The organism is Pedobacter anseongensis (assembly GCF_037482965.1).
In the GTDB taxonomy this organism is placed as follows: domain Bacteria; phylum Bacteroidota; class Bacteroidia; order Sphingobacteriales; family Sphingobacteriaceae; genus Pedobacter; species Pedobacter anseongensis.
Window position 1 is genome coordinate 66,889 of sequence record NZ_JBBHKB010000002.1, and the last position, 24,788, is coordinate 91,676.

At 39.4% G+C, this 24,788-nt stretch carries 14 protein-coding genes, 2 tRNA genes and 3 rRNA genes; 13 read left to right on the top strand and 6 right to left on the bottom strand.

The features are described from left to right. Positions 1 to 11 precede the first annotated feature (11 nt). The 3 genes from WG904_RS07385 to WG904_RS07395 all read left to right on the top strand — a co-directional run bounded on the left by WG904_RS07385 (position 12) and on the right by WG904_RS07395 (position 6,550). Complete coding sequence (locus WG904_RS07385; protein ID WP_339578675.1) at positions 12 to 1,298, top strand: bifunctional folylpolyglutamate synthase/dihydrofolate synthase; 1,287 nt, start codon at positions 12 to 14, stop codon at positions 1,296 to 1,298. A gap of 58 nt (positions 1,299 to 1,356) precedes the next feature. Beyond that, complete coding sequence (pafA, locus tag WG904_RS07390) at positions 1,357 to 3,018, top strand: alkaline phosphatase PafA (RefSeq protein WP_339578676.1); 1,662 nt, start codon at positions 1,357 to 1,359, stop codon at positions 3,016 to 3,018. A 163-nt stretch (positions 3,019 to 3,181) separates the two neighbouring features. Then, positions 3,182 to 6,550: a methylmalonyl-CoA mutase family protein gene (locus tag WG904_RS07395; protein ID WP_339578677.1), complete on the top strand. Its 3,369-nt coding sequence runs from the start codon at positions 3,182 to 3,184 to the stop codon at positions 6,548 to 6,550. A gap of 36 nt (positions 6,551 to 6,586) precedes the next feature. Here WG904_RS07395 and WG904_RS07400 read toward each other — a convergent pair whose 3' ends face one another. The 6 genes from WG904_RS07400 to WG904_RS07425 all read right to left on the bottom strand — a co-directional run bounded on the left by WG904_RS07400 (position 6,587) and on the right by WG904_RS07425 (position 13,018). Next, positions 6,587 to 7,567 carry an acyl-ACP desaturase gene (locus tag WG904_RS07400; RefSeq protein ID WP_339578678.1) on the bottom strand — a complete coding sequence of 327 codons (981 nt, stop codon included), beginning with the start codon at positions 7,565 to 7,567 and terminating at the stop codon, positions 6,587 to 6,589. A 137-nt stretch (positions 7,568 to 7,704) separates the two neighbouring features. Continuing rightward, positions 7,705 to 7,816 (bottom strand): 5S ribosomal RNA (gene rrf / locus WG904_RS07405). A gap of 137 nt (positions 7,817 to 7,953) precedes the next feature. Continuing rightward, positions 7,954 to 10,832 (bottom strand): 23S ribosomal RNA (locus WG904_RS07410). A 250-nt stretch (positions 10,833 to 11,082) separates the two neighbouring features. Then, positions 11,083 to 11,159: transfer RNA gene (locus tag WG904_RS07415), tRNA-Ala, on the bottom strand. A gap of 82 nt (positions 11,160 to 11,241) precedes the next feature. Then, positions 11,242 to 11,316 (bottom strand) — tRNA-Ile (locus tag WG904_RS07420). Positions 11,317 to 11,500: 184 nt separating this feature from the next. After that, positions 11,501 to 13,018 (bottom strand): 16S ribosomal RNA (locus WG904_RS07425). The 16S, 23S and 5S rRNA genes sit together here with 2 tRNA genes alongside, the layout of an rRNA operon. An 835-nt stretch (positions 13,019 to 13,853) precedes the next feature. Between WG904_RS07425 and WG904_RS07430 the strand changes: the two genes are divergently transcribed. The 10 genes from WG904_RS07430 (at position 13,854) to WG904_RS07475 (ending at position 24,769) form a co-directional block, all read left to right on the top strand. Further along, positions 13,854 to 14,771: a DUF6263 family protein gene (locus tag WG904_RS07430; protein ID WP_339578679.1), complete on the top strand. Its 918-nt coding sequence runs from the start codon at positions 13,854 to 13,856 to the stop codon at positions 14,769 to 14,771. Positions 14,772 to 14,905: 134 nt separating this feature from the next. Then, a complete protein-coding gene (locus WG904_RS07435) occupies positions 14,906 to 15,838 on the top strand; it encodes an outer membrane protein assembly factor BamD (RefSeq protein WP_339578680.1) in 933 nt (310 codons plus the stop codon). A 4-nt stretch (positions 15,839 to 15,842) separates the two neighbouring features. Then, a complete protein-coding gene (locus WG904_RS07440) occupies positions 15,843 to 16,172 on the top strand; it encodes a DNA-directed RNA polymerase subunit omega (protein ID WP_339578681.1) in 330 nt (109 codons plus the stop codon). Between the two features lie 122 nt (positions 16,173 to 16,294). Beyond that, entirely contained in the window at positions 16,295 to 17,491 is a 1,197-nt protein-coding gene (gene coaBC, locus WG904_RS07445) for a bifunctional phosphopantothenoylcysteine decarboxylase/phosphopantothenate--cysteine ligase CoaBC (RefSeq protein WP_339578682.1), read from the top strand. After that, positions 17,492 to 18,385 carry a type IX secretion system protein PorD gene (gene porD / locus WG904_RS07450; RefSeq protein WP_339578683.1) on the top strand — a complete coding sequence of 298 codons (894 nt, stop codon included), beginning with the start codon at positions 17,492 to 17,494 and terminating at the stop codon, positions 18,383 to 18,385. 101 nt (positions 18,386 to 18,486) lie between these two features. After that, the gene (locus WG904_RS07455) at positions 18,487 to 18,858 is read left to right on the top strand and encodes a BlaI/MecI/CopY family transcriptional regulator (protein ID WP_339578684.1); all 372 of its coding nucleotides are present in this window, start codon (positions 18,487 to 18,489) and stop codon (positions 18,856 to 18,858) included. A gap of 1 nt (position 18,859) precedes the next feature. Then, on the top strand, positions 18,860 to 20,671 hold the full coding sequence (locus WG904_RS07460) for a M56 family metallopeptidase (protein ID WP_339578685.1): 1,812 nt from the start codon (positions 18,860 to 18,862) through the stop codon (positions 20,669 to 20,671). Between the two features lie 117 nt (positions 20,672 to 20,788). Next, complete coding sequence (recN, locus tag WG904_RS07465) at positions 20,789 to 22,441, top strand: DNA repair protein RecN (RefSeq protein WP_339578686.1); 1,653 nt, start codon at positions 20,789 to 20,791, stop codon at positions 22,439 to 22,441. 63 nt (positions 22,442 to 22,504) lie between these two features. Beyond that, positions 22,505 to 23,518 carry a serine hydrolase domain-containing protein gene (locus WG904_RS07470; RefSeq protein ID WP_339578687.1) on the top strand — a complete coding sequence of 338 codons (1,014 nt, stop codon included), beginning with the start codon at positions 22,505 to 22,507 and terminating at the stop codon, positions 23,516 to 23,518. A 12-nt stretch (positions 23,519 to 23,530) separates the two neighbouring features. Continuing rightward, complete coding sequence (locus tag WG904_RS07475) at positions 23,531 to 24,769, top strand: carboxypeptidase-like regulatory domain-containing protein (protein ID WP_339578688.1); 1,239 nt, start codon at positions 23,531 to 23,533, stop codon at positions 24,767 to 24,769. Positions 24,770 to 24,788: the final 19 nt, after the last annotated feature.

The window sequence follows — 24,788 nt, forward strand, 5'->3', positions numbered from 1 at the left end:
ACGTCATTCGAATGACTTACCAAAACACTTTAGATTTTCTATATAGTAAACTGCCAATGTTTACACGCATTGGTGCAGTTGCCTTAAAAAAGGATTTGCACAATACCCTTACTTTATGTGCCGCACTCGATAATCCCCAACATAAATTTAAATCCATCCATGTTGCAGGTACAAATGGAAAAGGTTCAACTTCTCACATGTTGGCTGCTATTTTACAAAAAGCCGGTTACAAAACAGGATTATATACCTCTCCGCACCTAAAAGATTTTAGAGAACGAATACGCATAAACGGTAAAATGATTAGTAAAGCCGCAGTTACCCGTTTTGTAAAAGAACAGCGAAAACTCATTCATGAGGTTGAACCGTCATTTTTTGAAGTTACCGTTGCCATGGCTTTCGATTTTTTTGCAAAGGAAAAAGTAGACATTGCAATCATCGAAGTGGGCCTAGGTGGACGGTTGGATTCGACTAACATTATTATTCCTGAACTTTCTGTAATTACCAATATAAGCTTAGACCATACCAATATTTTAGGTAATACACTACAGGAAATTGCACATGAAAAAGCCGGAATTATTAAAAAAAATATTCCCGTCGTTGTTGGCGAAAAACAGATAGACATTGCAGGAGTTTTTCAAAAGAAGGCAGAAGCAGAACATGCGCCGCTAAGTTTTGCTGAAGCCATACTAGAGGTCGCAAATTCTCGCTCGCTAAACTCCCATTTAATCATTGATATTTTATCCGATAAGAAAATAATTTACAAAGATCTAAAGCTCGATTTAACGGGAGGTTATCAGCAAAAGAACATATTAACTGTGCTAGAAGCAGTTCATCAGTTAAAAAAAATAGGTTATCGTATCGCTGATCGCGCACTCTACTCCGCATTGAAAAATACAAAAAAGATTACCGGCTTACAAGGCAGATGGCAAACACTGAGCAAAAATCCACTTGTAATTTGCGATACGGGGCACAATAAGGCGGGAATTACTGAAGTATTGAAAAATATTACTGCTACCCCCCACTACAAGTTGCATATGGTAATCGGCATGGTAAAAGATAAAGACATTAATGGGGTGTTAACATTATTGCCAAAAAATGCAGCATATTATTTTTGCTCTCCTAAATTAGAAAGAGCCTTACCTGCAACAGAATTAGCAAAACTAGCTCAAAAACAAGGTCTTAAAGGAAAAATTTTTGTCAGCGTAACAGAAGCCCTAGCCATCGCGAAAAAATCTTCAAGTCCCAACGACCTAATTTTCATTGGCGGCAGCACGTTTGTTGTAGCAGAAATAATATAAAAACTTCACTTATACTTCATATTGCTTTATTACTTTTACCGTAAATTAAAATATAAGAATGAAATTCAAATACTTTTACTTTCTGTTTTTAATAGCAATAGGCACTTCCGCATTTGCACAAAAAAAAGCAATCAAAACTCATACCCCAGTCTATCCTGTAAAAATAGAGCGTCCTAAATTAGTGGTTGGTATGGTAATAGATCAAATGCGTTGGGATTACCTTTATCGCTATTATGAACGATACTCCAATGGTGGTTTCAGACGTGTACTAAATGATGGTTTTTCGGCAGAGAATACCATAATTCCTTATACACCAACCATTACGGCTTGTGGTCATGCATCAATATATACAGGTAGTGTTCCTGCCATAAATGGTATTATTGGCAATAATTGGTTCGACCCACAAATTGGACGAGATGTGTATTGCGTAGAAGATAAAAGTGTAAAAACCATAGGTAGCACAAGCAATGAAGGATGGATGTCGCCCAAAAATCTTTTGGTTACTACCATGACCGATCAGTTAAGAATGGCAACAAACTTCAGAAGTAAAGTAATCAGTATTTCAATTAAAGATCGCGGAGCTATTTTACCTGGCGGTCACACTGCTAACGGATCATTCTGGTACGATGATGCCTCAGGAAACTTCATAACCAGTTCGCATTATATGACCGAATTACCTGAATGGGTTAAGCAATTTAATGCAGAAAAATGGCCAGACAAATTTTTTGCGCAAGACTGGAATACGATTTACCCCATAGAAAGTTACATTAATAGTACTGCAGATGCTAAACCATACGAGCGATTATTTAAGGGCGAGCAAGCGTCTACCTTTCCACATTTATTTAAACAGTATGTAAAAAAGAATTATTCAATGCTGGCAAGCATGCCGCAAGGCAATAGTTATACCTTGGAAATGGCTAAATCTGCCATTGTAGGCGAAAAATTGGGGCAAACCGGAAATTCAGATTTCTTAGCGATAAGCCTCTCTTCTACCGATTATGTAGGTCACCAATTCGGGCCAAATTCTATCGAAGCAGAAGATACCTATTTAAGATTGGATAAAGATTTAGAATCCTTCTTTGCTTATTTAGACAAAACCATAGGTAAAGGGAATTACCTATTTTTTTTAACAGCAGATCATGGCTCCACCCCTGTTCCTGCCTTTTCCAAAGAAAACAAAATGCCTGGCAATGGTTTAGCCACACGAAAATTTAAAACAGAAATGGATAGTCTTATCCTTAAAAATTTTAAAGTTAAAAGTGCCATTTTCACCATCATGAACAATCAAGTCATTTTCGATATGGATGCGATTAAAACTGCTAATGCCGATTACCGACAAATTAAACAGGCTTGTATTGATTATTTAGTTAAACAAGATGGCATATTAAACGCAGTTGATATAAAAAACTTAAACAATGCAACTATTCCTGAAGAAATTCGGATGAAATTAATAAACGGTTATAATGCTCGTCGTAGTGGTGATATTTATTATATAATAGATGCAGGATGGTATCCCTCTTTAGGTCCTGGTACGGGGCATTCGGCCTGGAATCCATACGACAGCCATATTCCTGCATTGTTTATGGGCTGGGGAGTGAAGCCGGGAAAAACCAATAAACAATATTATATGACCGACATTGCCCCTACAGTTTCAGCACTTTTACATATTCAAGAGCCTAGTGGATCCGTAGGAAAAGTAATAACGGAACTCATCAAGTAAATAAATTTTCAAAATGACAATTAAATCGTCAATTTCTGAAAAGAAATTGACGATTTTTAATTTAAAGCACATTTTATTACCGATGTTGCATTAAGTTTATAATGAGCTTTTTGATAAAACCCCTATTAAAACGTACATTTGAGCAGAATTTCTAACCAATATTATGGAGAACATCCAAATCTACAAGCCAAAAAATAAAATTCGTTTTGTTACAGCAGCCGCTCTTTTTGACGGTCACGATGCTACAATCAATATAATGCGACGGATTCTACAATCATCAGGTGCTGAAGTTATCCACTTAGGGCACAATCGGTCGGTTGATGAGGTAGTAAACTGCGCAATTCAAGAAGATGTTCAAGGAATTGCTATGACTTCCTATCAAGGCGGGCATATGGAGTATTTCAAGTATATGTACGATTTATTGCAAGAACGCGGTGCTAAACACATTAAAATTTTTGCAGGAGGCGGAGGAGTAATCTTACCTTCAGAAATTGCGGAGCTTCAAGAATATGGTATTACAAGAATATATTCACCCGATGATGGTCGTAAAATGGGCTTGCAAGGCATGATCAATAACATGCTTGAGCAAACTGATTTCATCACCACAAAAGCCATTACAAACGAATTATCGAGCATACCCCATAAGGAAGTAAAAAGCATTGCAGCAGCAATTACTGTAGCCGAAAATGACCCTGAAGGTGCACAAGATTTCGTAAATGAGTTAAAAAAAATAACAGAAAAAAGTCAGGCCCCAGTTTTAGGGATAACGGGTACTGGCGGCTCCGGCAAATCATCACTGGTAGATGAATTGGTGCGCCGCTTTTTAATCGAAGTAAAAGATAAAACACTTGCTATTATTTCGGTCGACCCTTCTAAACGTAAAACTGGAGGTGCTTTACTTGGCGATCGCATCCGCATGAATGCGATAAATAATCCTAGAGTATATATGCGTTCGCTAGCCACTCGCCAAGCCAATTTAGCCTTATCGAAAAACGTACAAGAGAGTATCGACATTTGTAAAGCGGCGGGTTACGATCTTATTATTGTAGAGACTTCAGGAATTGGCCAATCCGACACCGAAATTACGGAACACTGTGATGTTTCATTATATGTAATGACACCCGAGTTCGGCGCGGCAACCCAACTTGAAAAAATTGACATGCTCGATTTTGCTGATTTGGTGGCCATTAATAAATTCGATAAACGTGGTGCATTGGATGCGATTCGCGATGTAAGGAAGCAGTACAAACGCAATCACAATTTATTTGATGCGAAAGATGAGGAAATTCCAGTTTATGGAACCATGGCCTCTCAATTTAATGATCCAGGCATGAACAATTTGTTTGTTGCCTTAATGAATAAATTAAAAGAAAAAAGGGGTTTTCATTTCGATTCTAAAATCGAAACTACGGTTAATCAATCTGAAAAGATCTATATCATTCCTCCAGAACGGATTCGCTATCTTTCTGAAATTGCAGAAGCCAGCCAAACCTACAACGAATGGGTAGATAAGCAATGTAAAATTGCTAGGAAGCTGTATCAATTACAAGGAGTAATCGGGTTTTCAAAAGATTTTGAAGGCTCTTTTGGGGAGGGATTAACTGATGCTTACAGGTATCTAGAAGAGCAATTAGATGGCGATTGTAAACGCTTACTCCGCCAATGGCCAGATACAAAATTAAAATACAAAGCAGCATTTTTTAGTTATAAAGTGCGTGATAAAGAAATTAAACAACCTTTATACTACGAATCGTTATCGAAGCTTCAAATCCCTAAAGTGTCGTTGCCCAGGTATGAAGATTGGGGAGATATTCTACGTTGGCTATTAACTGAAAACGTACCCGGAGAATTCCCCTATGCTGCTGGCGTTTTTCCACTTAAAAGAGAGGGAGAAGATCCTACACGTATGTTTGCAGGAGAGGGGGGACCAGAGCGCACAAACAAACGCTTTCACTACGTTTCCCTTGGTCAACCCGCTCATCGCTTATCTACAGCTTTCGATTCGGTAACCTTATATGGTGAAGACCCACACATTCGCCCAGATATTTATGGCAAAATTGGTAATTCTGGCGTAAGTATAGCTACGCTCGATGATGCAAAGAAATTATATTCAGGATTTGATTTATGCGCTGCTTCCACTTCGGTTTCGATGACGATAAATGGACCAGCGCCCATGTTGCTAGGCTTTTTTATGAATGCAGCTATTGATCAACAATGTGAAAAATACATTATAGAAAATGGCTTAGAAAAAGAAGTTGAAGAAAAAATAACAAAAATTTATAAAGCAAAAGGAATTCCTCGTCCTTTTTATCAAGGCGAACTTCCCCAAGGAAATAGTGGATTGGGTTTGATGCTTTTGGGCGTAAGTGGCGATGAAGTTTTACCAGCTGAGGTGTATGCTAAAATTAAAGCTTATGCCATTAGTTCGGTTCGTGGGACCGTTCAGGCCGATATTTTAAAAGAAGACCAGGCTCAAAACACCTGTATTTTTTCAACGGAGTTCGCATTGCGGATGATGGGTGATATTCAAAAATATTTTATTGATGAGAAAGTAAGAAATTTTTATTCGGTTTCCATATCTGGATATCACATTGCAGAAGCAGGCGCAAATCCAATTTCTCAACTGGCATTTACCCTCAGTAATGGCTTTACGTTTGTAGAGTACTATTTAAGCAGAGGAATGAATATCGATGATTTTGCGCCTAATTTATCTTTTTTCTTTAGCAATGGCATAGATCCGGAATATTCAGTAATTGGTCGTGTAGCTCGCAGAATTTGGGCAAAGGCGATTAAAAATAAGTATAAGGGAAACGATCGTTCTCAGAAATTAAAATATCATATTCAAACTTCTGGACGATCATTGCATGCCCAAGAAATCGACTTTAACGATATCCGAACAACCCTACAAGCATTGTATGCGATATACGATAACTGTAATTCGCTGCATACGAATGCTTACGACGAAGCAATTACTACACCTACAGAAGAATCAGTACGTAGGGCGATGGCCATTCAATTAATTATTAACCGAGAACTGGGATTGGCTAAAAATGAAAATCCATTGCAAGGTGCGTTTATCATCGAAGATTTAACCGATTTGGTTGAAGAAGCAGTTTTAGCAGAGTTTAAACGAATTAATGATCGTGGGGGAGTTTTAGGCGCAATGGAAACCATGTATCAGCGTGGGAAAATTCAAGAAGAGAGTTTGTATTACGAAACCTTAAAACACAATGGTGAGTTTCCAATTGTAGGGGTAAATACGTTCTTAAACAAAAACGGCTCACCAACAATTGTACCTGGAGAAGTAATTAGGGCAACTGAAGAAGAAAAACAATTCCAGATTAACGCACTAAAGTCTTTTCAAGACCGAAATGCTAAACAAACAGATAAGGCTTTAAAAGATTTGAAAAAATCGGCCATTGCTGGCGAGAACATATTTGAACAATTGATGGAAGTATGTAAAATCTGTTCTTTAGGTCAAATTAGTAACGCCCTATACGAAGTAGGCGGGCAGTATCGACGAAATATGTAGTAATAAAAAAAGCGACCTACAGTCGCTTTTTTTATTTTAAGAATGTATCCAACTAAATTTATATTCCATTGTAGGATTTTTCATTCTTTCGGCAACACGCAACAAGCGGTCGGGCAAGTTCATGATATAATCTCTTGCTTTTTCTCCTGCTTCATTTAATTCATTTATGCTATCAATTTTCCATTCTTCAATTAGCTGTTGCATAATTTCAACATAGTCTACTGCCGTATACACGCCCAAACGTTGCGCTGCATCTGTAAAATGACCAAAAGTTTGACCTATTTTTAATCCCATTTCACGTAAAAAGTGAGCTGGCATTACAATTTTCTTGCGCATCATGTCTTCAAAAGCAATCATAGCTTCACTGGGATCAACTTCAAAAATTTTAGACATAAAATCTTTATAGGCTTTTGCGTGACGTAATTCATCAGATGCGATTACTCCGCACATTTTCGATAATAGTACATCACCATCTTTTTTTGCCAAAGAGGCCACTCTTCTGTGTGAGATATTGGTTGCTAATTCTTGGAAGCTAGTATATACAAAATTACGATAAGGATCGTGGCCGGTTCCAATATCAAATCCATCGGCAATCAAATATTGCGTAGAAATTTCCATTTGGCGCATATCTACCCTACCAGATAAGTATAAATATTTATTAAGAAGATCTCCATGGCGATTTTCTTCGGCTGTCCAGTTTCTATTCCATTTCACCCATCCACCTTCCTCATCGCGTGAAATATCATCCATTGTCATTAACCAAGATTCGTATGTAGGTAGAGCCTCTTCAGTTATGGTATCACCAATTAATACTGCGACTAAGTCATAAGAAAGATCTTTTGCATTTTCTCTTAAAACTTTAATATCATGATAAAAAGATTCACTAGTAGAATCGGGCAAAAAATCAGAAGGTTGCCAATTGGTATCTATAGGCTTCAAATAGGTAGACATCATTTGTAGCATGTATTTTTCAACATGTACTAATACTTCCTTTCTTGATCCAAAATTGATGTTCATCAGTTTTATTATTTAAAATACAAAGATACGTATAATGAAGAGTTTAACCTTAGTTTATTTGTAATTAAAACGATTGAGTATAGCAAAAGTTTGTAAAAAAAAGAAGCCCCGTAACGAATGCTACGGGGCTCTTTAAGATTTGGCGCCGACCTACTCTCCCACATGTTACTGCAGTACCATCGGCTCTGGCGGGCTTAACTTCTCTGTTCGGAATGGGAAGAGGTGGACACCGCCGATATAGGCACCTAAATATCATAGTTAAGTGTGAAGTCATACGGCCCAAGCTATACGTTACCGAACGTACCACTTACAACCTACAACCTACAACCTAATTGACATGTTATTGAAAGAAGTTAGTTGGGAAGAACAAACAACAGTTCTATTGCTCTTGAAAGCTTCGGGTTATTAGTAATACTCGACTGTGCTGTCGCCAGCTTTACATCTATATCCTATCAACGTAGTAGTCTTCTACGGCCCTATATGGAATTCTCATCTCGTGGCTAGTTTCGCACTTAGATGCTTTCAGCGCTTATCTATCCCCAGCGTAGCTACTCTGCAATGCCCCTGGCGGAACAACAGATTCACTAGAGGCTAGTCCAACCCGGTCCTCTCGTACTAAGGTCAGCCCCACTCAAAATTCCTACGCCCACAACAGATAGGGACCGAACTGTCTCGCGACGTTCTGAACCCAGCTCGCGTGCCACTTTAATCGGCGAACAGCCGAACCCTTGGGACCTTCTCCAGCCCCAGGATGTGACGAGCCGACATCGAGGTGCCAAACCTCCCCGTCGATATGAGCTCTTGGGGGAGATCAGCCTGTTATCCCCAGCGTACCTTTTATCCTTTGAGCGATGGCCCTTCCATGCAGAACCACCGGATCACTATATCCGTCTTTCGACCCTGCTCGGCTTGTCTGCCTCACAGTCAAGCAAGCTTATGCTATTGCACTCCCCGTACGGTTACCAAGCGTACTGAGCTTACCTTTGAAAGCCTCCGTTACCTTTTTGGAGGCGACCACCCCAGTCAAACTACCCATCAAACAATGTCTCCCGCTGGGCGGGATTAGACACCGAATACAGAAAGGGTGGTATTTCAACGTTGGCTCCACGACGCCTAGCGACGCCGCTTCAAAGCCTCCCACCTATCCTACACATCCTGTATCCAATGTCAATGTTAAATTGTAGTGAAGGTGCATGGGGTCTTTCCGTCCCGTTGCGGGTACCCGGCGTCTTCACCGGGACCACAATTTCACCGAGCTCATGGCTGAGACAGCGCCCAGATCGTTACACCATTCGTGCAGGTCGGAACTTACCCGACAAGGAATTTCGCTACCTTAGGACCGTTATAGTTACGGCCGCCGTTTACTGGGGCTTCGATTCAATGCTTCTCCTTGCGGATGACATCCCCTCTTAACCTTCCAGCACCGGGCAGGTGTCAGGCCTTATACCTCATCTTTCGATTTTGCAAAGCCATGTGTTTTTGTTAAACAGTCGCCTGGGCCTTTTCACTGCGGCTGATATTGCTACCAGCGCCCCTTCTCCCGAAGTTACAGGGCCATTTTGCCGAGTTCCTTAGCCATGATTCACTCGAGCACCTTAGAATTCTCTTCCCGGATACCTGTGTCGGTTTGCGGTACGGGTCTTTATAGACTGGAGCTTAGCGGTTTTTCTTGGAAGTCTGATTACCTGCGCTATCCACTTACCCGAAGGCTCGCGGTACTATCGACGTTCAGCTGGATTGGCGGATTTGCCTACCATCCCAATACCTACAGTCTTCAACGAACTATTCCGTCAGTTCGCGGCAGTGTCACTACTCCGTCCCCACATCGCATCTATAAAAAGTACGGTAATATTAAACCGTTGTCCATCGAATATCCCCTTCGGGTTCTCCTTAGGCCCCGACTAACCCTGATCCGATTAGCGTTGATCAGGAAACCTTATCCTTTCGGTGGGCGGGTTTCTCTCCCGCCTTATCGTTACTTATGCCTACATTTGCTTTTCCAGAAGCTCCACCATAGCTCACGCTACAACTTCGCTGCCGCTGGAATGCTCCCCTACCATGATATAAATATCATCCATAGCTTCGGTATACCGCTTAATGCCCGTTTATTATCCATGCACGATCGCTCGACTAGTGAGCTGTTACGCACTCTTTAAATGAATGGCTGCTTCCAAGCCAACATCCTAGCTGTCTATGCAATCGCACCTCGTTAGTTCAACTTAGCGGTAATTTAGGGACCTTAGCTGATGGTCTGGGTTCTTTCCCTCTCGGCGCGTGACCTTAGCACCCCGCGCCTCACTGCAGACCATGTTACATAGCATTCGGAGTTTGTCTGGATTTGGTAGGATTTGACTCCCCCGCACCCAATCAGTAGCTCTACCTCTATGTAACTCAATGTCCACGCTGTTCCTAAAAACATTTCGGGGAGTACGAGCTATTTCCCAGTTTGATTAGCCTTTCACCCCTACCCACAGATCATCCGGAAACTTTTCAACGTTTATCGGTTCGGTCCTCCAGTACGTGTTACCGCACCTTCAACCTGTCCATGGGTAGATCACAAGGTTTCGCGTCTACCTCCCCTGACTATACGCCCTATTCAGACTCGCTTTCGCTTCGGATCCGTGCCTTAGACACTTAACCTTGCCAGGGAAGAGTAACTCGTAGGCTCATTATGCAAAAGGCACGCCGTCACGCCACCTGGACGCTCCGACCGCTTGTAAGTATACGGTTTCAGGTTCTATTTCACTCCCCTGTTCGGGGTTCTTTTCACCTTTCCCTCACGGTACTGGTTCACTATCGGTCTCTCAGGAGTATTTAGCCTTACCGGATGGTGCCGGCAGATTCCCACAAGGCGTCTCCGACCTCGCGGTACTCAGGATACTACTAGCCTAGCTTTACTTTCCTGTACCGGGCTATCACCGTATATTGCTGGGCTTCCCATCCCATTCCAGTTCATTCAGCTAATGACACATCGTAGTCCTACAACCCCACATATGCCGTAACATAAGTGGTTTGGGCTCTTTCCCTTTCGCTCGCCACTACTTAGGAAATCATTGTTATTTTCTCTTCCTCTGCTTACTTAGATGTTTCAGTTCGGCAGGTTTGCGCACTATGTGCAACTAGTCTTCAACTAGCTAGGTTTCCCCATTCAGAAATCCGCGGATCAATTCATATTTGCTAATCCCCACGGCTTATCGCAGCTTATCACGTCTTTCATCGCCTCTGAGAGCCAAGGCATCCCCCGTATACTCTTTCTTACTTTCTTCTCCATGCAGCCTTTTGCGCCTGCATGAATGCTTTTTTGATAATTGTCCCTTTTAGCACAGGGCTCCGGCACATCGTAATCAGACCGGGGCCCTCTTACTCCATACCTGCTGCCAAGTACTCAAGTAAACAACGTCTCTATTGTTGTTTGCTCTTCTTTTTTAACTTCTTCCAATATGTCAAAGAACTTTTCGATCCCGGTCTCCCATCGATGGGAAACTATTTGCGTGCTTCTGTAACAGCACCGGTGATGGTGGAGAATAACGGAGTCGAACCGTTGACCTCCTGCGTGCAAGGCAGGCGCTCTAGCCAGCTGAGCTAATCCCCCATAAAGACAGTCGTGAGTTGTGAGTTCCGAGTTCCGAGTGAAAACTCCAAACTCCCCGCTCCAGGCTCCAAACTCGCTATAGTAGTCCCGTCCAGATTTGAACTGGAGACCCCTACATTATCAGTGTAGTGCTCTAACCAGGCTGAGCTACGGGACTTTGCATGGGCCATCGGGCACCTTCGCAGTATCAGATTCGAACTGCTTGCTGCTCCGCTAACCGAAAACCGATCCGTCCCTGCACTTTCCCTGCAGAACCACTGATGGCTTCATCTTCTGGGTTTTCCTTAAGAGATATATATCATTATCATTTTTAGCGCGGCGGGTAGTCTGTACTACTCCAGAAAGGAGGTATTCCAGCCGCACCTTCCGGTACGGCTACCTTGTTACGACTTAGCCCCAGTTATCGGTTTTACCCTAGGACGCTCCTTGCGGTTACGTACTTTAGGTACCCCCAACTTCCATGGCTTGACGGGCGGTGTGTACAAGGCCCGGGAACGTATTCACCGCATCATTGCTGATATGCGATTACTAGCGAATCCAACTTCATGGGGTCGAGTTGCAGACCCCAATCCGAACTGTGAATGGCTTTTTGAGATTTGCTTGCTGTTGCCAGCTTGCTGCCCTCTGTACCATCCATTGTAGCACGTGTGTAGCCCCGGACGTAAGGGCCATGATGACTTGACGTCGTCCCCTCCTTCCTCTCTGTTTGCACAGGCAGTCTGTTTAGAGTCCCCACCATAACGTGCTGGCAACTAAACATAGGGGTTGCGCTCGTTGCGGGACTTAACCCAACACCTCACGGCACGAGCTGACGACAGCCATGCAGCACCTAGTTTCGTGTCCTTGCGGACGGTCCCATCTCTGGGACCTTCACTAACTTTCAAGCCCGGGTAAGGTTCCTCGCGTATCATCGAATTAAACCACATGCTCCTCCGCTTGTGCGGGCCCCCGTCAATTCCTTTGAGTTTCACCCTTGCGGGCGTACTCCCCAGGTGGAATACTTAACGCTTTCGCTTAGCCGCTAACTGTATATCGCTAACAGCGAGTATTCATCGTTTAGGGCGTGGACTACCAGGGTATCTAATCCTGTTTGATCCCCACGCTTTCGTGCCTCAGCGTCAATGACACCATAGTAAGCTGCCTTCGCAATCGGTGTTCTGTGACATATCTATGCATTTCACCGCTACTTGTCACATTCCGCCTACCTCTAGTGTATTCAAGCCCATCAGTATCAAGGGCACTGCGATAGTTGAGCTACCGTCTTTCACCCCTGACTTAACAGGCCGCCTACGCACCCTTTAAACCCAATAAATCCGGATAACGCTTGGATCCTCCGTATTACCGCGGCTGCTGGCACGGAGTTAGCCGATCCTTATTCCTTCGGTACATTCAGCTATCTACACGTAGATAGGTTTATTCCCGAATAAAAGCAGTTTACGACCCAGAGGGCTGTCTTCCTGCACGCGGCATGGCTGGTTCAGAGTTGCCTCCATTGACCAATATTCCTTACTGCTGCCTCCCGTAGGAGTCTGGTCCGTGTCTCAGTACCAGTGTGGGGGGTCATCCTCTCAGATCCCCTAGCCATCGCGGTCTTGGTGGGCCGTTACCCCGCCAACTAACTAATGGCACGCATGCCCATCCCCATCCTATAAATATTTGATCATTGGACGATGCCGTCCTGTGATTTTATGCGGTGTTAATCCGAATTTCTTCGGGCTATCCCCCAGATGAAGGTAGGTTGCATACGCGTTACGCACCCGTGCGCCGGTCTCATGGAGCAAGCTCCACTACCCCTCGACTTGCATGTATTAGGCCTGCCGCTAGCGTTCATCCTGAGCCAGGATCAAACTCTCCATTGTAAAATGTGTAGTTCGAACACTGACCATTCTTATTCTAACGAATTCTAATAGTCTAATTGTATTCTATTGTTGTATGTTGTCTGATCGTGCAGACTTAAGAAAAGCAACGGTAACATGTACTTTGTAAACCGTACTGTTTGCCCCGTCGCGCTTGTATAATGATATCTCTTTAATGAACTTTCCGGTCGTACCTCGCGGTGACCTGTATCTGTTGCGATAACCCCCCTCCGGTTCACCAGTGGTCCTTTTCAGTCCACCGCCCCCCTTCGGTCAAGCATCGTTTCAATCTCGTTATTCGCTTCCCCAACATCCGTTGGCTGGCTCCCGTTTCGTTTGGGACTGCAAAGGTAGAAAACTTTTTATTACTACCAAACTTTATTTTAAAATAATTCGCCTGGCCAGCACCCGTTCCCCATATCCCAAATCAACCCCCCGCTACAATCATCCAAATCCCTTGCCCCATTACCTCCGTAGCGGGTTGCAAAGGTAGAAAAAGTTTCGCCCTTTCCAAAATTTATTTTAAAGTTTTTTAAAGCTCAGCTTAAGTCGCTTTAAATAAGCTACTTTGTTCTTCTAACCTTCAATTACTGCCCGTTTCCTCCGAAGCGGGATGCAAAAGTAGAAAAAAATATGGCTAATACAAAGCATTTACATCTCAATTCCTTAACAAATGTATAAGTACATGGTATACAACAAGAAAAAATAAAGTGTAGACCCCAGTTAACCGCTTCAACAGATAGAGAAATCTTAGCATTCAAATTAAACCTATGTATATCCGTATCACAAAAATTATATCTATATATTTAACCCTTATACCTTAACCTATATATATACTATGAAAAAAGCAACCATCCTCCTTCTGATTTTAATTTACAGCAGTTATTGCCAAGCTCAGAAAGAAACAATAGAACTAAACTTAATCAAAGGAGAAACGTATAGACAAAATATGGTAGCCGATATGTCGATAGGGCAAAGCGCTGGTGGACAAGAAATAACTATTAAGATGCAAATAAGTGGGAAAACAGCTTATAAAGTTCTTAATATAATAGATACGGTATACGACATTGAAGTTAGATATGAAAGTTTGGCCATGAAAATGGATATGCCAGGGGGTGGCATGACAATCGATTCTGAAAAAGAAAATACTGATGATGTAATTTCAAAAGTATTAGCCGGAATGAAAAAGCACCCATTTCAAATTAAAATCAGCAAAAGCGGAAAAGTAATCGAAGTAAAAAATATAGAGTACCTGTTTAGTGCTTTCAATGAATTTCCTGATTTACCAGCAGCACAAAAAGAACAAATTAAAAAGCAATTGTCTGATTCGTACGGAGAAAAATCATTTAAAAACAATTTAGAAATAAGCCTTTCTATTTTTCCATCAAAACCGGTGAGTAAAGGAGAGCATTGGGTGGTAAAAGGAAAATTGGAATCAGGCATGTCGGCCGAGATGGAAACTACTTACGAATTAAAAGAAATTACTTCAGACTATTATCTCTTAACTAGCATAGCTAAAATTACAAGTTCAAACGATAACGTTTTTGTCGAAAGAAATGGAATGCAGATAAAATCTGATCTTAATGGCACCACAGCAGCTGAAATCAAAATAGACAAAAAAACAGGTTGGATTATTTATTCAAAAACAAATCAACAATTTAACGGCACATCTACCATAAAAGCAAATGACGCAATCCCTGATGGAATGACTCTGCCAATAAAAATGAATAATGTAATTACGATAAGCAACCAATAATTGATTTTCGAATATAAGCGATACTATACGGTATGTTAAAATTTGTTAAGTGTTTGATGTGTTGAAACGCTTTATTTAGCTTAGCACGATTATTTTTAATTGACGTTTTCGTATTATTACCTTATCTTTGCACAATGTTTAAAGTTAAACACCTATTACTATTAAGTTTCACTATCCTATTATTAAGCTTTTCGGGCTGTAAAAGCAGTTTTGAAAAATTACGCTTAAGTAATGATGTTTCTAAGAAATACCAGGAAGGTATTCGCTTATATAATAAAAAAGACTACGCTAAAGCATTGATCTTGTTCGAAGGTTTAGCTCAAAAATACAGAGGAACTGCCGAAGCTGAAGATCTTAACTATTATTATGCATTTACCCTTTATCGTTTAAAAGATTATACTGCAGCACGTTATAAATTTAAAGAATTTGCCGATACTTATCCAACAAGTAAAAACGCGGAAGAGTGTAGGTATTATGGTGCCTATTGCTATTATTTAGATTCGCCTAATTATTCGTTAGATCAAGAAAATACATATAAGGCGATTGATGCACTACAGTTATTTATCAATTATTATCCTAAAAGTGAACGTGCCGTTCAAGCAGCACAATATATCGCCAACTTGCGTGATAAGTTAGAAAAAAAGGCATTTGAAAATGCAAAATTATATTACACCTTAGGTGGATATGATGTAGGTTATTATAAATCGGCTGTTGTAGCTTTAAAAAACACACAAATTGAGTTTCCAGATATTAAATATATTGAAGAAATCGACCTATTAATCGTGAAATCTCAATATATGTATGCTAAAAACAGCTATCCAAATAGACAGGAAGAGCGTTATAAAGAAGCCATTGGGTATTACAATGAATTTATGGAAGCACATCCAACTAGTAAATTTGTTAAAGAGGCACAGCAATTAAAAGAAGACAGTGAAGCGGGAATTATAACTGCTAAGAAAATATTAGCAGAGGAGGCTGCACTTATAGCCAAATATGCTGAGCTAGCTAAGAAAGACGAAAAACAAAAGGATACCACATCAAAAAAAGTTGAGATTAAACCCCAATAAAATAATGAATACACAAAAACCCGCTATACCAAATACTACGGTAACGAGAAATGTACATGATTTAGATGCAACTACTGATAATATTTATGAGTCTTTAGTGATAATTTCTAAAAGGGCAAATCAGATTTCTAACAACATGAAAGAAGAGTTACATGGAAAATTAGCAGAATTTGCTTCTTCAAATGACAACTTGGAAGAAATTTTTGAAAATAGAGAGCAAATTGAAATTAGCAAGCACTACGAGCGTATGCCAAAGCCTAGTCTAATTGCAATAGATGAGTTCTTGAATGATAAAATTTATCATAGAAATCCAGCTAAAGAGCAACAAAAATAATTGGCGAATTAGCTAATATATTAATTGGCTAATTATGCAAGCCGCAGATGTACAGATTCCCTTCGATAAGCTCAAGGTAACAAATGTATATCTGCGGCTTAAAACGTTAACCATTAGCTATCATGCTCAGCAATAAAAATATCATACTTGGGGTTTGCGGTAGTATAGCCGCTTATAAATCGGCCCTTTTAGTGAGATCGCTCATTAAGGCTGGCGCAAACGTTAAAGTTATTCTTACTGCTGATGCGAGCAATTTCATTACGCCGCTTACGCTAGCTACACTTTCAAAAAACCCTGTTTATACACAATATTTCGATCCTGAAACCGGTGTTTGGAGCAATCATGTAGAATTAGGCCTTTGGGCCGATTATATAATTATCGCTCCGGCGAGCGCAAATACCATTGCAAAAATGGCAAATGGGATTTGTGATAATCTGCTTACAGCAGTCTATTTATCGGCAAAATGTGAAGTATTTTTTGCTCCGGCTATGGACCTCGATATGTGGAAACACCAGAGCACAAGGGAAAATATTGCTCAACTACAAAGCTTTGGAAATGTAATAATCGCCCCAACTCGTGGAGAATTAGCAAGTGGCTTATTTGGTGAAGGAAGGATGGCAGAACCAGATGAGATTGTTAATTTCTTAACACAACATATCAAAGCTGGATTGCCCTTGCTAGGAAAAAAAGCAATGGTAACCGCTGGACCAACTTACGAAGCAATAGATCCCGTTCGTTTTATTGGGAACCACTCGTCGGGCAAAATGGGCTTTGCCATTGCAGCATGTTTAACTGCATTAGGTGCTGATGTAACTTTAATTACAGGCCCAACAGTAGAAAAAAGTAATGCTAATCTAAAGCGAATTGATGTAGTAAGCGCGGCTGACATGCTTAAAGCTTGCCAAGAGCATTTCGCTGAAAGTACCATTACAGTGATGAGTGCAGCAGTGGCCGATTACACGCCAGTTGATGTAGCACAACAAAAAATAAAGAAAAAAGAAAGCGCATTTAATCTCAGTTTAAAGAAAACCACGGATATATTAGCCACATTGGGCCAATTGAAACGCAAAGATCAAGTTTTAATAGGCTTTGCGCTCGAAACCGAACAAGAAGAAGCTCATGCACAACAGAAACTTCAAAAGAAGAATTTAGACCTTATCGTTCTCAATTCATTAAACGATAATGGAGCAGGTTTTAAATCACCCACCAATAAAATAACTATATTTAATCGTGCGTTAACGAAGGTAACATTTGAGCTTAAGCCTAAGCATGAAGTAGCTCAAGATATTTGTAACGAGATCCTTAAATTGATAGTTTAAATGAAGAGTTTCATCTCCCTGTTCGTTTTCGTATTTGGTATCAATTATGCATTTTCGCAAGAATTAAATGCACGTGTGCAGGTTATGGCGCCAAATGTGTCGAATATAAACCGCAAGAATTTAGAAACACTCCAAACGTTGGTCCGTGATTTTCTAAACAATAATAAATGGACAAACGAAACTTATCTCCCTCAAGAACGAATTGAATGCAATTTTGTTCTTACCATTACGGGCTGGGACGGTAATGCGGCCTATAGTGCTGAAGCACAAATCCAATCGAGCCGACCTGTGTTTGGAAGCACTTATTTTAGTACGCTTTTAAATATGAGCGATAAAGATTTTGATTTCAATTACAATCAAGGTCAAACTCTAGATTTTTCTGAACAGAATTTCATCACCAACTTAAGCTCACTCCTCGCCTACTATGCTTATACCATTATAGGTTTAGATAAAGATAGTTTTGCCAAATTAGGTGGCGCACCATGGTATGCAAAAGCGCAGAACACCTTAACTATTGCGCAAACTTCTGGTAATAAAGGTTGGAAAGCATTCGATGGTCTACGCAATCGGTATTGGCTTAACGAAAATCTTTTAAATAATAGTTTTCAAGAATTGCGCTTATTTATTTATAACTATCATTTAAACAGTCTCGACCTTCTTCAAGAAAACAAAAATATCGCAATTAAGAAAATAATTGGTTATTTGGGCGAACTTCAACAAATGGACAAGCAAAAACTTGGCTCTATTTTTCCAAATGTCTATTTTGCGGCTAAGGCCGATGAAATTGTAAATGTAGTGTCGCTAGGCGATGCTCAAGATAAAATAAAAGCATTTAATTCTTTAAGTGTAATAGACCCTGCTAATATCAGTAAATACGAAGCGCTGAGGAAGTAATAATTAGCTAATTAAAAATATCTGTTAAATTTTTGTTAAAATATTTTGTTTATACGAATACTTTCGTACATTTGAATACGAAATAATTCGTATGTAACAATATGAGCATAAAGAACATCAAACCTACAGAGAGCGAGCTAGAAATTTTACAAATTCTTTGGCAAAAAAAACAATGTACTGTTCGCGAGGTGCACGAGACGTTAGACAAAAAAGATGCTGGTTATACAACGACCTTAAAATTGATGCAAATTATGCATGAAAAGGGCCTTGTAGAGCGAGACACGACAGCAAAAACGCATCTATACAAAGCATTGTTGAACCAGGAAAAAACCCAGCAGCAATTGGTTAATAAAATGATTGACAATGTATTTAATGGTTCAGCGGCTCGCTTAGTGATGCAAGCTTTGGGTAACCAAAGTGCGAGTAAAGAGGAGATCGAATTAATTAAAGAATATCTAGATAAATTGAAATAATATGGAGGCAATGGTTAACAATTTGATTAAAGCTTTAGGATGGAGCATTTTTCACTCTTTATGGCAAGGAGCAATTCTCTATGCGGTTCTTTTTGCAGTACTGATGGCCGTACCCAAATTAAGTGCTAAAATAAAGCATAATCTAGCTTTTGCTGCGCTTTTTCTGATGTTTGCAAGCTTTTGCTTTACCTTTTATTCGGTATTCGAACTCCCTTTAACCGAGGCCGAAAAACTAAGTGCAAATGCTTTTATTTCAAAACCAAATCTACAGCAACTGAACGTGCTGAGCTCAGATAGTTTTATTAAAACCGAAGCCTGGTTTCCATTAATTACTGGTTTTTATAGTTTAGGAATTTGCATTCAGCTTTTGATACTTTTAACTGGATATCAAAAACTAAAGCAGTTAAAAAGATCAAATACAATTACTATTCCGGCGGAATGGAATACGGTTTTCGAAGCTATTTTAACCCAATTAAACATCCGTAAACCGGTTAAATTCTTTCTATCAGCTAAAGTGAACGTGCCTTTGGTGATTGGATATTTTAAACCTGTAGTTTTATTTCCGATTGCATTGGCCGCTCAACTAGAGCTTACACAGGTAGAAGCCATCTTAATTCACGAATTATCGCATATCCGCAGAAACGATTATGCGTTGAATTTGATTAAAACTATTATCGAAACTTTATTGTTTTTTAACCCATTTATATGGCTAGCAGGTAAATTTATCCATATTGAGCGTGAACATGCCTGCGACGATCTGGTGGTTAAATATACCGGAACACCACTAACCTATGCTCATGCCCTATTAAAACTCGAATTACTTAAAGATAAACAGGCACCCGCACTTTCGCTTGCCGCAACCGGAACCAATCAACATTTATATCAACGTATTAAAAGAATAACGAACATGAAAACAACCTACATCAATGCCAAACAACAACTTGTGATTCTTGCACTTGCATTATCAACTGTTTTATCCTTAGCTTGGATGAATCCTACAAAACCTGAAGTTAAAAAGGTTAAAAGCCTATCAACAGTTAAAAAACGTGCTTTTGAAACCAAAGACATCAGCAATCATCTCGTATTAAAGGCAGATACAGATACCACAAAGAAAAAGAGAACCATTAAGTCTACCATTACCATTACCGACGAGAAGGGAAATACAAAAACTTACAATTCGATTAAAGAGATACCGGATAGTTTGAGAACAGTGGTGATTAGAAATCAATTTATAGGCGATTCGCTATCTAAATTCTACAATTCGAAAGAATGGAAAGAGAACATGGCGAAGATTCAAGAAAATGCATTGGCTATGACTAAAAAATTCGAATCGAAAGAATGGAAAGAGAATATGGCGAAGATGCAGGAAAACGCTATAAACATGAGCAAAAAGTTTGAATCTCAAGAATGGAAGGATAATATGGCCAAAATACAGGAAAACGCCGTAGCCATGAGCAAAAAGTTTGAATCTAAAGAGTGGAAAGATAATATGGCCAAAATTCAGGAAAACGCCTTAGCCATGAGCAAAAAGTTTGAATCTAAAGAGTGGAAAGATAATATGGCCAAAATTCAGGAAAACGCCTTAGCCATGAGCAAAAAGTTTGAATCTAAAGAGTGGAAAGATAATATGGAGAAGATTCAAAACAATGCGTTAGAAATTCAGAAAAAATTTAATTCTCCAGAATGGAAGCAAAAAATGGAAGAAATCAGAAAACTTCAAGACTCTCCAGAGTATAAAGAATTAAAAAAGAAATTCGATAAAGATTTAGAAGAGTTAAAAAAACAAAAAGGAATTAAGGAAGATAAATTATAATAGCAAAACCAAACAAATGACACCTTTAAGGGCGAGAATTTTCTTGCCCTTTTTTGGTTAAAAAACCTCGTAGGTTTCGAAAACCTACGAGGTTTAATTCTTATTTTAGCATCCAGTATGCTACACAAACTCACGATACGCAATTACGCCTTAATAGATAGCCTTGATATCGAATTCGATAAAGGCTTGAATATCATTACTGGCGAAACAGGAGCTGGGAAATCGATTATTCTTGGTGCCTTATCATTAATTTTGGGTCAACGTGCCGAGAGCAAATATTTTTTTAATCAAGATAAAAAATGTGTAATTGAGGGTGCTTTTGCTTTGGCTGATGATCATTTACAACACCTATTTGAAGAACAAGATTTAGATTTTTCTAAAGAATGTCTGCTTCGGAGGGAGATTTCGATGGATGGAAAATCGAGGTCTTTTGTAAATGACACCCCAGTTAACCTTTCCATTCTAAAACTCATTGGCGAAAAGTTGATTGCCATCCACTCTCAACACGCTACACAAGAGGTGAACAATAGTGATTTTCAGTTGTTAATTGTTGATTCATTAGCAAACCATGCTAAGCAATTAGCAAGTTACCGGCAAGGGTATACACAATTAAAATTAGACCAAGCGCGACTGCGTAAACTGGTTTCTGATGCAGATGAAGCTCGAAGTAAACAAGATTATGAGCAATTTTTATTTAATGAACTAGACCAAGCAAATTTAAAAGAAACGGAACAAACGGAACTAGAAGCCGAATTGGCGCTACTTAGTCATGCCGAAACCATTAAAAAGAACCTGATTAACACCGCAAATCTATTAACTGAAAATGAAATATCTGCAGTTTCACTTTTGAAAGAAAGCAGTATGCAATTACAGCACATCACTGAATATGATTCAGCTATTCTCGATTTATTTGAACGTTTACGTTCCGTATTAATTGAAATAAAGGATATTTCGGATGAAACGAGTGACATTGAAGGAAAAACAATTTGGAATGCAGAGCGATTAGAAATCATAAATCAACGCTTAGATTTAATTTATGGTCTACAGCAAAAGCATCGTGTAAATACAAATGCCGAGTTACTTCTGTTGCAGCAAAAGCTGGAAGACAATTTAAACCAACTCTTATCATCAGATGAGGAAATTGAAAAGTTAAAAATGGCTAATGAAGCGTTAACTGCATCACTCATTGAACAAGCCGCAGTTTTAAGTGCCAATCGCAAAAAAGCAATCAAAGTTGCTGAAGCAAAGATTACAAATACGTTAAGACAATTGCAGATGCCAAATGCAGCTATCGTTTTATTGCACCATCCATTAAATGAGCTAACAAAAGACGGACTTGATGAAATTTCTTTGTTATTTACTGCAAATGCTGGTCGTGCCCCTGCTCCAGTAAACAAAGTAGCTTCGGGGGGAGAACTATCGAGGTTAATGCTAGCTATTAAAGCATTATTAGCGAAGCATACTTCTTTACCAACTTTAATTTTCGACGAGATAGATACGGGTATTTCGGGAGAAACAGCGCTAAAGGTTGGCCAGGTGATAGCTGCACTAGGAGAAGATATGCAAGTTTTATCCATCACCCACCTACCTCAAATTGCGGCAAAAGGAAATTCTCATTACTTTGTTTTCAAAACGGAAACATCCTCAAAAACCACTACTGGCATTCGTAAACTTACTGCAGAGCAAAGAATTACAACTATTGCCGAAATGTTAAGTGGTAAAAACCCTGGCGCATCTGCATTACAAAACGCAAAGGAACTCCTAAATTAAGTAGGTAATTTTATGAAAACGAGCACGCTAATCTTATTTCTTTTCCTAATCCCATTTTGCACAATGGCACAAAATTTTTCTAAAATAGACGAAATCCTTAAAAATTACGACGGGAATAATCCTGGAGCTGCATTAGCCATCATCAAAAATGGAAAAGTTATTTATACACAAAGTTACGGACTGAGCGACCTGGAAGATAATGTAAAAGTGACCAAGCAAAGCAATTTCAGATTAGCTTCGGTAAGCAAACAATTTACCGCAGCTGCTATACTACAACTTGTGGAAAATAATAAACTAAGCTTACATACCAAACTTAGCGAGTGTTTTCCTGCTTTATCAACCTATGCTCAAGATATAACCATACAACATTTACTAAATCATACCTCTGGAATTTTGGATTATGATGAGGTGATCGACGAAAGTGCCACTACCGCTCAACTATCAGATGCTGATGTGTTAAAAGCCTGCATGAACTTTAAAAAAACGTATTTCCTGCCGGGCAGCCAATATCGGTATAGCAATACAGCCTATGTGTTGCTCGGATTAATTATTGAGAAATATAGTGGCTTATCGTATCCAAATTATTTAGCAAAATATATCTTCAAGCCCCTAAAAATGAGATCTACACTCGCCTATATAAAAGGAGTAAATAAAATTAAACACCGAGCATATGGATATAGCAAAAAGCAAGGGAGTTGGATCAGAAAAGATCAGAGCAGTACGAGTGCTACCTTGGGTGATGGAGGAATTTATAGCAATATAATTGATTTTGTGAAGTGGGATGCAGCCTTATATTCGGATAAAATACTACCTCAAGCTGTCTGGCAAAGCGCATTTGCTCAGCAAAGTTTAAATAACGGCACAAAAATAGATTATGGATTTGGTTGGCATTTAAAAACATCGAGCACTAACAAACAGATTGTTTACCATACCGGAAGTACAACTAGTTTTAGAAACGTTTTTTATCGTATCCCGGAAGAAAGGCTTAGTATTATTCTTTTCACGAACAGAAATACGCCCGAAGAAACAAATATGGTAGAATTGGCCGAAAAAATTCTTTCATACCTAACCATTTAGTTAAATTTGGGTATGATAAAAGCGATTTTTACTTTTTGCGTACTCCTATTCTATTTTACCTTATCCGCGTTTGCTCAAGAAGCTTATGTGATTAGCGGAGTAGTAAAAGATAATAAAGAAGTATTACCAGGGGCAGCTGTTTATGTAAGTGGTTATAAGATCGCAACAGTTACCAACGGCGACGGAAAATTTACTTTGCCAAAATTAGCACCTGGCAATTATGATCTCCTCGTACAAATGATCGGATATGTTCCACTCAAGAAAAATGTAGCGATTATTGATAAATCTGTAGTCGTTGAACTTAAACTTACAGAAAGTACAACGATACTAAATGAGGTTGTAATTAAACCAGACCCAGACCGTGCCTATTACCTTATGCTCTTTAAAGATTTTTTCATTGGCAAAACCCCCAATGCCGCACAATGCAAAATTTTAAATTCTCAGGTAATCGAATTTGACTATGATAAAAGAGAACGGATTTTAACGGCTAAGGCTTCTGATTTTCTGGTTATTGAAAATAAGGTATTGGGCTACCGAATCAAGTATTTACTCGAGCAGTTCGACTATAATTTTACCGAAAGGATGCTTTTTTATGCGGGTTATCCCACTTTCGAAGAAATGAAAGGGGGCAATGCTAAACAAAAGAGATGGTCAAGAAATCGAGAAATTGCCTATAAAGGATCTTCTCAACATTTCTTCAATTCGCTTTACCATCATAAAATAAGTGAAGAAGGTTTTGTCATGTACAAGAGATATGAAATACCAAATGGCGATAGGTTGCCCGATAGTTTAATAGAAACAAATATAAAGCAGTTAATGAATAATAAAGGAGCAACATTAACTATCAATAACCAAGGTGGCACAGGTTTAAATTATTGGTTAAAAGAGAGAAGAAAACCAAAAACATTATTTGCGATTGACCGATCTGGGATTTCTGTAGACACCTTAGTAAAAACATTTAACCCAAATATTAAGTCGATTAATTACAAAGACGATCTTTTTATTATTTACAAAAATGAAAAAGAGAGCCTGGCGTATGAGAATACCCCATTTTATTTAAATAGGCCGTTAGATTTAAAAGGATTCCAAGTATCTATTATTAAAATGCTTAGCGCTCCTATTTATTTTTATGCCAATGGATTAGTCTACAATCCAAGAAGTACACTTTATAGCGGATTTTGGTCGTACGAAAAAATGGCCGATACTGTTCCGATGGATTATGTTTTACCGGATAAAACGAAGAAAAATTGATTAATAAGAAGTTCCTTTT